Source organism: Fibrobacter succinogenes (genome assembly GCF_902779965.1).
In the GTDB taxonomy this organism is placed as follows: domain Bacteria; phylum Fibrobacterota; class Fibrobacteria; order Fibrobacterales; family Fibrobacteraceae; genus Fibrobacter; species Fibrobacter succinogenes_F.
Genome location: NZ_CACZDK010000012.1, coordinates 20,278 through 32,358, shown reverse-complemented (window position 1 = coordinate 32,358; position 12,081 = coordinate 20,278). Strand labels below are relative to the sequence as shown.

General features: G+C 48.2%; 8 protein-coding genes. 2 read left to right on the top strand and 6 right to left on the bottom strand.

Annotation, left to right across the window (positions count from 1 at the left end):
* Positions 1-15: 15 nt before the first annotated feature.
* The 4 genes from HUF13_RS07655 to dnaX all read right to left on the bottom strand — a co-directional run bounded on the left by HUF13_RS07655 (position 16) and on the right by dnaX (position 4,962).
* Positions 16-1,065, bottom strand: a complete 1,050-nt coding sequence (locus HUF13_RS07655) for an efflux RND transporter periplasmic adaptor subunit (protein WP_173474577.1) — start codon at positions 1,063-1,065, stop codon at positions 16-18.
* A 20-nt stretch (positions 1,066-1,085) separates the two neighbouring features.
* Positions 1,086-2,501 (bottom strand): TolC family protein, encoded by a 1,416-nt coding sequence (locus HUF13_RS07650; protein ID WP_173474576.1) that lies wholly within the window; start codon positions 2,499-2,501, stop codon positions 1,086-1,088.
* Positions 2,502-2,645: 144 nt separating this feature from the next.
* Positions 2,646-2,954, bottom strand: a complete 309-nt coding sequence (locus HUF13_RS07645) for a YbaB/EbfC family nucleoid-associated protein (RefSeq protein WP_072827240.1) — start codon at positions 2,952-2,954, stop codon at positions 2,646-2,648.
* 280 nt (positions 2,955-3,234) lie between these two features.
* A complete protein-coding gene (dnaX, locus tag HUF13_RS07640; RefSeq protein ID WP_173474575.1) occupies positions 3,235-4,962 on the bottom strand; it encodes a DNA polymerase III subunit gamma/tau in 1,728 nt (575 codons plus the stop codon).
* 446 nt (positions 4,963-5,408) lie between these two features.
* Here dnaX and HUF13_RS07635 point away from each other — a divergent pair, with 446 nt between their 5' ends.
* Positions 5,409-5,792, top strand: a complete 384-nt coding sequence (locus tag HUF13_RS07635) for a hypothetical protein (RefSeq protein WP_173474574.1) — start codon at positions 5,409-5,411, stop codon at positions 5,790-5,792.
* A gap of 185 nt (positions 5,793-5,977) precedes the next feature.
* Positions 5,978-6,607, top strand: a complete 630-nt coding sequence (locus tag HUF13_RS07630) for a hypothetical protein (protein ID WP_173474573.1) — start codon at positions 5,978-5,980, stop codon at positions 6,605-6,607.
* A gap of 97 nt (positions 6,608-6,704) precedes the next feature.
* Here the strand turns inward: HUF13_RS07630 and pheT are convergent, their stop codons facing one another.
* Entirely contained in the window at positions 6,705-9,140 is a 2,436-nt protein-coding gene (gene pheT, locus HUF13_RS07625; RefSeq protein WP_173474572.1) for a phenylalanine--tRNA ligase subunit beta, read from the bottom strand.
* 72 nt (positions 9,141-9,212) lie between these two features.
* Positions 9,213-11,993, bottom strand: coding sequence for a TIGR02171 family protein (locus tag HUF13_RS07620; protein WP_173474571.1), 2,781 nt, complete (start codon positions 11,991-11,993; stop codon positions 9,213-9,215).
* Positions 11,994-12,081 lie beyond the last annotated feature (88 nt).

Below are 12,081 nucleotides of genomic sequence, written 5' to 3'. Positions count from 1 at the left end.
ATACTCCAGTGTCGATTATTCGACGATCAGCACCTTGTCGCCATCGTTCATGCGGTTTTGGCCTTCGACCATCACGACATCGCCTTCGCTAAGGCCATCCTTGATTTGAATGTCGGTCTTGGTTTGCACACCGAGTTGCACAATCTTGCGCTTGGCCTTGCCTTCGTTATCGACAATCCAGACCGAGTTCACGCCGTTGCTATAGACAATGGCTTCGACAGGGACTGTAACGCCTGTAACTTCACGGGCGTCAATCTTTGTGGTGAGGTACATGCCCGGGAGGAGTTTACGATTTTTGTTTTTGAAGGTGACTTCGACCGGGAAGAAACGCGTAATCGGGTTTGCGGCGAGCGGGATGAGGCTCACTTCGCCTTGGAGCTTTTCGCCGTTCAGTTCGATTGTTGCCTTGGCGCCCTTCTTGAAGAATCCGATTTCGGAACTTGTGACGTTGAGCTTGAGGATTACTTTGTCGAGGTTTGCGATGGTGAACATGGCACCACCGACACCCGGAACTTCGCCGACCTTGTGCTTGACTTCGGTAATGGTACCGGAAGACGGAGCGAGCACGAGCGTTGCACGGCGGGCTGCTTCCAATTGCATCTTGGCAACACTGATCTGGGTTTCGAGCTGGTCCACTGTGCTTTGGGAAACGCCACCCTTGGCCTGCACTTCCTTGGTGCGGGCGAGGGTCTTTTCGTTCAGTTCCATGGCGGCTTTTGCTTGCTGGTAACCGGTGTTGTCGCCCGTGAATACGAATTCAGCGAGAACCTGGTCTTTCTTGACCTTGGAACCAACGTGCACTTTGATTTTGGCAATCGGATCGCCGAGTTTTGCTACTGCAGACGTCTGCTGGCTACCTTCGATAGTACCGCTGAAGGCACGGACGTCGGTAAGCTTGACTGTGGTTGCTTTCACGACGCGGGCGGGCTTGCCTTTAACCTTCTGGATTTCTTCGATGGTCGAAACTTTTTTCTCGGACTTGGCGTCTTTCTTGGCGTCGCCACATCCGGCAAGGAGGAGCGACAGGGCAGAAATAGTAATGATTGATTTTGTAATAGTCTTCATAATTGTCTTCCTCTTAAATCTTAGTATTCTCCGGTGACCGTGAGCATTGCGTTATAGGCGTTGTTCCAGTTTTGTACACCTTTGATGTATTCCAGTTTGGCTTGATGAAGCGATAATCCTGCCGCAATCAGGTTCAACTGAGTTTCACTTCCGTTTTTGTAGGCTGCTTCCGTCATATCGTAAATACGTGCAGCCAAATCGATGTTGTTCTTTAGAATGACAAGTTGTTCTTCTGCTGTAGCAAGAGCTATCGCGTCAGTTTCAATTTCTAAGCGGATTGCTTTTTCGAGCGTTTCCTTTTGAATTTGTGTGCTGCGGAGATTTGATTTTGCTTGGACTACAGCTTCCTTGGTTTGCATACCATTGAACAAGTTCATGGAAACGTTCAAGGCCACATACTTGTTGAGCTTGTCCCACTTAGGAGCGTCCCATTCGGTAATCTTGTTTTGGTTATTGGCGTATTTAATACCGCCCACCAAAGCGATTGTTGGTTTGTATCCGCCTTTTTCGATATCGATATTCTTTTCGAGAATGGTCTCGGCGGCATTGAGCATGGCAATTTCTTTGCGGCGTTGCAGAACATTTGCCATTACAGTGTCAGGATAGGGAAGGTTCGAATCCGGGGTGCGGAGTTCGCCTTGCAATTGAATGTCTGGATCCCATTCAAGCCCCATGGCGATGAGGAGTGCGTTCTTGGCAACGAGATAATTGTTCTTGGTTGTTTGTAAGTTTGATTTGTAGGTGTCAAGAGACAGCTGGAGACGGAGTAAATCCAGTTCTGAGGCAAGGCCGCTTTCGTAACTTTGCTTGAGAAATTCAAGATTCTGTTCGGTCAGCTTGATGGTTGCTTCTAGAATAGCAATAGAAGAATCAATGATGATGCAGTTGTCAAAAGATTTTTCAATGTTGAAACGAACCGAGGTCTTAACATTTTCGAGAGCTATTTCTTGTTTTAGCTTGTAGGCCTTCGCGATATCGATTGCTGTACCGACCTTGCCTGCTGCATAAAGCACCTGGGTCACGGTAAGGCCTACGCTAGATTGCCAGCGGTAACCTTGAGCACTTGCCATGCCTATCATTTTGTCGATTGCTGGGGCCAGAACACTTTTGTCAAAAAGGTTTGCTTTGGGGTTTCCATCGTCATCTTTAGCGCCATACATGTCTGACGCTGTGTTTGTTATTGGCGTACCACCCTTGACATCGTCAAGTCCGAAAATGCGAGTCACGGTTGCATTGAAGTCAATAGAGGGGTAAGCATTGCCGTAGCCAGCTTCTACTTGGGAAGATGCTCTAATGAGATCTTCTTCGGCCGATTTAACATCAGGCGAGTTTTCAATAGCGATTTGAACCGCCTCATCTCTGGTGTAGGTTTTTGCCGAGGCTGGTACCATCAGCCCTAAAGCGAGGGCAGAAAGGACTAAAAATTTCCTTGACATTCGTTCTCCTAATATATTAAGCTAGCCAAATGTAAAAAAAAAGCACCCTTTTCATAAGGGTGCTTTTTTCTGTTTTTGATGAAGCGCAAATATCGGGGATGAAGTGCACCCGAATTTGCGAATTTTTGCAAAATTTGACGAAAATTACATCAAACCGGGAATTTTCATGCCGCCAGTGATGTCGGAAATGCTAGACTGGGTGGCGTCATCTTTCTTTTTGACTGCGGAATTGACTGCTGCCATGATGAGGTCTTCGAGTGCTTCGACATCGTCTTTGTCGACTGCATCGGGGTTGATTTTAACCATCGTGAGCACGCCCTTTCCGTTCATGGCAACCTTCACCATTCCGCCACCGGCTTCAGCGTCAAAGCTCTGTGCCTTGAGATCGTTTTGAGCTTTCAGCATCTTGCTTTGCATTTTCTGAAGGTCTTTAAGCATTTTGCTCATGTCCATGAATGTATCCTCGCTTTTTGAGTGTATTAAAAGTTGTTTTTATGCTTTATTGCTTTACCGCTGTTGTCATGCCCGCCTACGAGCGGGCATCTCCTTCTAGTGAAGTCTCGGGAGATTCCCGAACAAGTCGGGAATGACATTAAAGTGGGGGGCATTAAAGTCATTTTCCATTCGTAATTATAGAATTTTTATTTTTATGGATCCTATCACCACACTACGTTTCGTTCCAGGATGACGTTTTAATTGTCACCCAGGAGCTTCACGATAGGGTCCATGAAATTTACGCATCGCAGTCTTCGTCGTCTGTTTGCGCGACCATGGTAGCGCGTTTCAGTTTTTTGGAGAACACAAGTTCTGCGGCAAACATCTGCTTGAGCCTTGCAAGTCCCGGTTCCTTTTCTAGGTCGAGTTCGTAAGGGCTCATCTTGGCGGCGCGTTGTTCGGCCAGTTCGCTTTCGGTGAAGGCGCGGGTTCGGATGGAAAGTGCAATTTTTGTTTGCAGGCGGTCTTCCAAAATGCGTGTGACGCGTTCGACATAGTCCTCGTGTTCCATCATCTGGCGGTAGCCCCAGTTGTCCGAATTTTCGGTGGTGCCTGCGTAAGTCAGCGCAATTGGGAACGGGGTCATTTCGGGGTCGCCCGTTTCGAGAGTCGTGTTTGCTATAGCCGCAGAGAAAACGTAGTCTCCGTCGTTTGCAATTCCCGAAAGGATGGATGGCCAAGCGGCTGAAATCTCGTAGCGCGAGAACGCTTGCACGCTGCTCTGTTCGTAGCCTGCAAACGGATCGTCGTAAGACGCCTGGACTTCTTCCTGGGCGTCTATCATGGCGCTGACTTCAGTTACTTTTTTTTTTACCGCGTCGTTTTCGGCGCTTTTAGGATCGTTAATCGCTGCAAGAGCTTTTCGCAAATCGACTAGTCGGTCGAGCCAAGCCATTCGGGCGAACGTCGTCTCGACGAGGAGGCGCGGGTTCGTGCTGTAGCGGAGCGTGCCCTGCAAGTCGATGAGCATCTTGCTTATGCGGAGAATGTCGCCGTTCGTAAGGCCTTGGGCGCAACTCTTGTACTTGGTGTAAAGTTCTTCGGTGATGTTGAGAGCGTCCGGAGTGAATGCATCGAGGCGGGCGTAGAGCAAGTTGCGGAGGAACTTGCCAAAGCCGTCGAGCAGCGGGATGAACTCGATACCGATTTTCACGGCGTCATCCACCATGCGGAAGCAACCCTTGATGTCGTGGTTCTCGATGGACTGGATGAGCGAGAAGAAAAGTTCAACAGGCGGAATGCCGAGGACGGAGCGGACGGACTCCGCGGTCATCTCGTTTCCGGTAAAGGCGTAGGCCTGGTCAAAGTAGGTGAGGCCGTCACGCATGGAACCGTCGGCCTTTTCGGCAAAGATGTCGAGAGCTTCGTCGGTAGCCTTGATGCCTTCCTGTTCGCAAATATAGCGGAGGCGGCTGCGGATTTGGTCAACGGTCAGGCGCTTGAAGTCAAAGCGCTGGACACGGCTCAAAATCGTCTGCGGAACCTTGTTGACTTCGGTCGTTGCAAAAATGAAAATCACGTGGGCGGGCGGTTCTTCGAGCGTCTTGAGGAGAGCGTTGAAGGCGCCTGTCGAGAGCATGTGGACTTCGTCGATGATGAAAATCTTGTACTTGCCGATGACGGGCGGGTACTGCACGCGGTCAATCACATCGCGGATGTTATCGACGCTGGTGTTGGAGGCCGCATCTATTTCATAGACGTCCATCGGGTTTCCGCCGGCGATATCCTTGCAGCTGTCGCACTCGCCACACGGGTGTAGCGGGTCTGAGCCCTTGCAGTTGAGCGTGCGGGCGAGGATGCGGGCGCTAGTCGTCTTGCCCACACCACGGGTGCCGGTAAAAAGGAATGCATGATGGAGACGACCGCCCTGAATGGCGTTCTCGAGAGTCTTTGCGATATGTTCCTGACCGACCATATCGCTGAATGATTGCGGGCGCCACTTACGCGCCATTGCGATGTATGCCATGACTAAAGTATAGTAAAGTGGTTAGTGGTTGGTGGTTGGTGGTTAGGTTTTTTGGGGTGCAAGTGGGCGGTAGACAGTAGGATGTTAGAAGTAGGATGTGGTTGCTTTTTTGTCATCTTGGGATCGTCGTCCTGGAGCAGTCATGCTCGACCTTGTCATCCTCGAAGCGGAGCGAAGGGGATCCATACAATTCTGATTACGCTTGTATATTCTTTAAACCGAGCCTAAGAGGTTGGGGCTTGCCCTATCCATAATTTCTCGTATCTGCATTTGGGAGGGAATCCAGTGAGGGAATTGTGGTTGAATGGCAATAAGAACGTTCTCTTTTACAATTCCTGTTTACTAACCACTGTTTACTAATCACTTTTTTCGTATTTTTAAAACGTAAATATTTAAAATTTGTCATATCGCTTTTTAAGCGGATGACTATGCAAACAGAGGTTCTTATGAATTTTGATATGGCGCTTTTGATTTTGTGCTGGCAGACGGCCTGCCTTTCGCATAACCACGAGAATGAACAGCTTTTGCCGGGGGCTACTTCGGCAACGGAAGCGGAAAGTGCTGAACTTGACAAAATTCATGACGAAGTGACTCCGAACGCCAGTTGGGACGAATTCAACAACCTTTATGCAGGTTACAAGTCGGCAAGTGACCGCACTAAGGCTTGCGTCAAAGCGCTCCGGTCGGCTTCAAACGATTTTAAAATCCAGGTGACGAACTGCATGGTCCGTATTGCGAACGCATCTCGCGAAGACGACAACAAGAGCAATATGTCGCCCGAAGAATATGAATTTATCAAGAATCTACGTGAGCAGCTTGGACTGAATTAAGCCTAGGCTTGGGGGCATGTGTAATGGATTCAATTCCAGCAGGTTCCATAATCCATCGATTTTGATGGGCTCAGAAGACTGAATGAATGTCTTAAAATATTTTGCATCATTTAATTGATGAACAACCTTAATACAAGGTTGTTTTACTATACTTATATTCCAAATATTATAAAAAAGGAGTTCGAATGAAAAAATTAAAGTTTATTTTGACTATGGCGTTTGCAAGTGTATTCCTGGTGGGGTGTGCTGCAAAGCGTGCTGTGATTGATGATTCTTGGACTAAAAAACCGTCTAAGGTGAAAGTTGTGTTCACAGAACCGCTTGTCGCAAATTTGGATGATTTACAGGACGATTTGCCGGATTATGTTAACAATTTCTCGGATTGGTACAGGGCTCAATTGGAATATAACTTGCTTTCTCAGTCGAGTGGTATTCGCTACGCTGTACAAAAAATCTCCAGGGATTATGTTAAGATTGAACCAGCACCTGTGAATGAAGAGAATATTAAAGTTCCGAGAGTAACGGAGATGGACCCGTCTGCGGACGTCTATCTTGTTTTGGATGATATTTGGATTGGCAGAACGACAAAAATGGGGACTTGCTCTAATGGAATGACTACTTATTCTTGTCCGCAAAATTACTTTACAGCAAAGGGTATTTACGCCTTTTATGATGTAAGTAGCGGCCGTAGAGTTGGCTATGGTGATTACGAATCGAACTCGGGATATACGTTTGTTGTCTCCTTGAGCGACTGGGAAAGTATCATTGAAAAAACGGTTGATACGATTTTGGACAATACACCGATTACCCAGTAATTGACGAAAACATTTGCAAAAAAAAAGACCTGCGCTAGAAACGCAGGTCTTTTTTGTAATGGTCTAGATCCCCGCCATTTGCGGGGATGATATATGGCTAGCGGAGCACGATGTCGCCGTTCGCGACGAGCTTGTCGCGAAGTTTGTTGTGAGCCTTGTTGACTTCGTCGTCCGTGAGCGTGCGGTCCATAGCCTGGTAGGTGAGGCTGTAAACCATGTTCTTCTTGCCGGCTTCAATCTTTTCGCCTTCGTAGATGCTCTTGAGAGTAATCTTCGCGAGGTTCTTCGGGTTGAGAGCCTTGATGCGGGCGAGCACGTCTTCGTGAGTCATCGACTTGGCAACTTCGATAGAGATGTCGCGGGTCGAAGGCACCTGGCGGCTGAACGGCTGGAACACGATCTTCTTGTGGCTTTCATGTTCCATCTTGTCCATGTCGGCTTCCATCACGTAAGTCTCGTAGCTGATTTCGTTAGCTTTGAGGCAGTTCGGGTGGAGTTCGCCCATCGTGCCAAGCACTGTGCCGTTGCAGACAATTTCGGCCTGCTTGCCCGGGTGGAGGAAGAGTTCCGGCTTAGCGGCGGCGCGGAATTCCACGACGAGACCGAGGCGCTTGAAGAAGCTCTGGACAAAGCCCTTGAAGGCGGCAAAGTCAATCTGCTTCGGCTTGTCGTTCAGCGGATCGGTGTCAAAGTTACCGGCGATGGTGAGGGCGACGAGGTTCGATTCGTCAAAGCCCGGATCGCGTTCGTCCTTGCGGGCGCGCTTGAACTGACCCTTCGCTACTTCGAACAGACGAACAGAACCCGGACGGTTCTTCTCGTTTTCGGCAACAGCCTTGAGCAAGTTCGGGAGGAGCGATGTTGGAACAGCGCCGAGTTCTTCGCTGAGCGGGTTCAAAAGGAGTGCCGGCTTGCTGCGACGGTCGTCACTTTCTGGGCCAAAGAGGGCTTCGGTGCGGGCCTTGCTCGTAAAGCGGAGGCTCAAGCATTCATGGAGGCCCATGGCAGAAAGCGTCTTGCGGATCTTGCGGTTCAAAACTTCGATAGCCGGGAGTTCGTTCGGCTGCATCGTGAACTTCGGCAAGCTGTACGGAATGTTGTCAAAGCCGATGAGGCGTGCAATTTCTTCGATGAGGTCCACTTCGCGTTCTAGGTCCGGGCGGAAGCTCGGAATCTTGAAGGTGATGGATTCTGCGTCCTTCTTCACGACTTCGAGCGCGATGCCCGTGAGGTACTTTTCGACCTGGGCTGCTTCGAGCTTCATGCCGATGACCTTTTCGGCGCGGGCAATGCGGAGTGTGACTACGTTGTTTTCTTTCTTGTGGTCTTCGCCGGTGTATTCGACGGAACCCTTGAGGATGCGGCCACCGGCGACTTCCTGAATCATGGCGCAAGCGTACTTGCTGTATTCGTCCTGCGTAGCAAAGTCGATTTCGCGCTCGAAGCGGTAGCTGGAGTCTGTAGAAATGCAGAGGCGCTTGGCCTGCTTGCGGATAACGGTCGGGTTGAACCAGGCGCTTTCAAGGAACACGTTCTTGGTGGCATCGACGATTTCGGATTCGACACCGCCCATCACGCCAGCGACGCAAGCGGGACGGTCACCGTCGCAAATCACGAGGTCGTTTTCGACGAGTTCATGTTCGGTGTGGTCAATCGTTTCGATCTTTTCGCCCTTCACGGCGCGGCGTACCTTGATTTTGCTGCCGTGGAGCTGGTCCATGTCAAAGCTGTGGAGCGGCTGACCCACGTCCATCAAAATGAAGTTCGTGATATCGACCACGTTGTTGATGCTGTTCATGCCAACGGCGTGGAGCAACTTGGCGAGCCATGCCGGGGACTTTTCGACCTTCACGTCCTTGATGACGCGGCCCACATAGCGGGAGCAACCGCAGCCCGGAACGACTTCGAGGCTAATAGCAGAGCTGGCTGCTTCGGAATCTTCGTTGAGGGTGTAGGCGAGGGGCTTCAGCGGGCGGTTGAACTTGGCGGCAAGTTCGCGTGCGACACCGCGATGGCTAAGAGCATCCGGGCGGTTCGGAGTGACGTTCAATTCGTAGCAAACTTCATACATGCCGAGGCTTACGAACGGGGTGCCTGCCGGGATGGAATCGTCCAAAACCATGATGCCCGCGTGGTCGTCAGAAAGTCCGATTTCGTCTTCGGCGCAAATCATGCCGAAGCTTTCGACACCGCGAATCTTGGATTTCTTCATCTTGAGCTTGGTGCCATCGGGGAGTGGGAGTTCTGCGCCAATCGGGGCGAGTACAACCGTCTGGCCTGCAGCGACGTTCGGGGCTCCGCAAACAACCTGGATGGTGTTTGTGCCGTCGTTCACGGTAGTGATGTGCAAGTGATCGCTATCCGGGTGCGGATCGCAAGTGAGAACCTTTGCAACGAGCAACTTGTCATAGACCTTGCCCGGTTCTTCCATGCCTTCAACTTCGAGACCGATGGAGGTGAGCGCCTTTGCGACATCTTCCGCAGATTCCGGAAGGTCAACGTGACGTCTAAGCCAATTCAAAGAAACTTTCATCTTATTACCCTTTAAATTTTTTCGGCGTAAATGTAGAAAAAAGATATGCGATGAATCAATTTTGCAACTCGATTAATGGGATAAATCAATATCAAGGCTTCTAATGAGAGAATCGATTCGTTTTGTTAGTTGTTGAGCGCCTTTCTCTGCTAAATGGTCTCTGTCCATGGCCATTTCATCTGTGTAATCGTGATTTCCCATTTTATTTTCGTCCATCAGGATGAAGTTGGGGTATTTTTTTTGTAAATCGGCTATTTTCTGGATTAGGATTGGGGCTTCACTTCTGCGAATGCCGAATTTTCCGAAAGAACCGGTTTCTTTGTAGCTTGGGTTTTGTGGTGTGATGACTCCAATGAATGTGATATTATGCATTTGACATTCTTCAATCATTTGGATAAGGTGATTGAAGTTGTGCATGAAACGGTCGCTGAAAATATCAAACCAGGTTGAGTCTTTTTCTGTAGCTGGTTTTCCCCATCTACTTCCACTTTTTGCACTAAAACCACGTGTTGGACGTAATATGTTTTGCGTACGGAAAATGCCCGGGGAATTGTATGTCGCCTTGGCAAGCCCGCGGGGAGCGCCTTCTTTCCAGTAGTTATGGTTTTTGTCGTAAACATATCCAGCATAGAACTTGTATGCATATTCGAATATGCCTGATGAGACGGTGAACCAACGGTCAATATCCAGATCCTTGATGACAATTTTCAATTTTTTCATATGTGGAAGGATATAATTTGACAAGAAATGATAGGCTGCCTTATGTTCCATTGCCTCGACAGATAGGTTGACTGCGTAATAGGGCTTGTTGAATAGTAATGGGTTTAAGCCGAAAAAGACTCGGGATGAACCTAAAATAACAACGTTTGCCGTGTCTTTATATTGCCATAGAAATTCCATTTTGTAGCGATATTCGTCATCTGCGTACCAATTGGATCCCGATGGATTGTAATACATTCCTGCGCTATCTGGATCTAGTTTGAAGCTTGTTTCAAGAGTGCCTATGGGTTCTGGATTTTTTTTCTTTATCCACATATTGGGATGCCATAGTTCTTCTCCTTCGGCAAGTTCAGTGATGCTACTGTCAACTGGATTGATTAAAACTATTTTTGTGTGAGCTCCATTTATGTTGGCTAGAGTGGCAACAATGCTTGATTGGATATTGTCTGTAGTCCATTCCGTGTGGTCGAATGTATAGCCTTCGGGCGCCTTGATAGATTGTATTAATTTACCTGTGCTGTCTGCAATAAAAATTTGTTCATGCGTAGCATATTTTTTCCCAACGAAGTCCTTACCTGTCTTTCCACCAAAATCAAGGAATAAGGTGCGCTTTGTTCGGTCTTGAGCAAGAGAAACGTTGCAAGCCTGATCTTCATTGTACCAAGTTGTGTCCAGAGCATTTTGCGAAAGGTTAGAATTAGTTTTTGCAATACGTGCGCGAAGGACTCGTGAGCCTGTAACTGTCAGTGTATTGTCCTCAGAAATCCCTCCGTGGTATGCTCCATCGAATAACTTTTGCGGAGTTCCAAATTTTCCGTTGGCGAACGATACTTGCCAAGTGGAGGCTGACTTGAACGTTGCTTCATTTTTGTTATTGCCGGCATCGGTCACAAAGATGATGACGGTATCGCCAGTTTCAAGAACTCTCCAGCGGGGAATGGCAGCCTTTTCGACATCAAGTTTTATGGGGCTACTTTCTTCTTCTAAACTTTGTATGTAAATCGTTGATTTTCTTGATACGCCCTCGATGCCTGTACAGTAGGCAATCCATTTCCCATCGGGAGATATTTCGGGATGATAAGCATCGATGTCCTTTGTGATTTCTTTAACGGAAAGAGTTCCGTTCATATAGTCGATGTAGGCTATATTTCCGGAAACATCGTTGCGGAAGGCTAGTTTTACGTTGTACGCGCCGGTGAGCGCCTTGACTGTTTCGCTTCCTGCAAGCGGTGTAACAACGCTTGTTTGAGAAGATCCTTCTTTTCCCATCCAAAGCGCATTCGGTATATTTCCGAATGCGAGCCTGAAACCTATGTACTCAGCTTTTGTCGAAGAAGTGACCGTATATACATCTCCACGGCTATAGGGATTGATCTCTTTATCCGAAGACGAGTAACAGCCGCCCTTGACGACTCGTTCGCCCAATTCTCCGCCATCGGGGGCACCGACATAGTTGATGATTGTTGTATCGCGGAAAACTCCCATCCAGTCATTTACCCATTCCATGACATTACCAGCCATGTCACAGAATCCCGTAGAATCTGAACCTGCACTGCAAACTTTATGCAGATTGTATTTGGAGTTGCTGCTGTTCCAGCTTTTCTTGACATCCCAGGTGCGGGTTGCCGCATAAACCCATTCTGCTTCAGTCGGAAGCCTGAATGCTTTTGCGTCGGCATGAAATGCGAATCCTTCCAGGTTCGTACAATGTCCATCGTTGTCAAAGGTTGGTTTACTGTACGTGTATGCGGTGTCGTGTCCGTTCAACTTGCTCTTGGCGTTTGCAAATAAGACTGCATCATAGTACGTAACATCAGTAATTGGTAAACTGTCGTTGTCGCATTTTGCGAACGTTTTGAAACCCGCATCCTTGGCGACTTCGGCATATTCACCGCAGGTTACTTCGTGAACGTTCAAATAGAAATCATAATCTAGTAGGACGCTCATGGCGGGGCGTTCATTGGCTCTGAAACTTTTGTCGTTACTTCCGATTGTGGCGGATCCGCTTTTGAGCAGGAGCATTCCTTCTATTTCTTCATCAGAAGATTGCTCGTGTGAATGACTTGAACCGCTATTGCTGCAGGCTACAAAAGTGACAAGAAATAATAAAAGTGGAATAGTACGAAATATCATATTTTTCCCCCTCGTTTGTATTTTTAAAATAATAAAAAAGTAAGTTGTTGTGTATAATAAATGGGAAAATACAATATTTTTTTTGAAT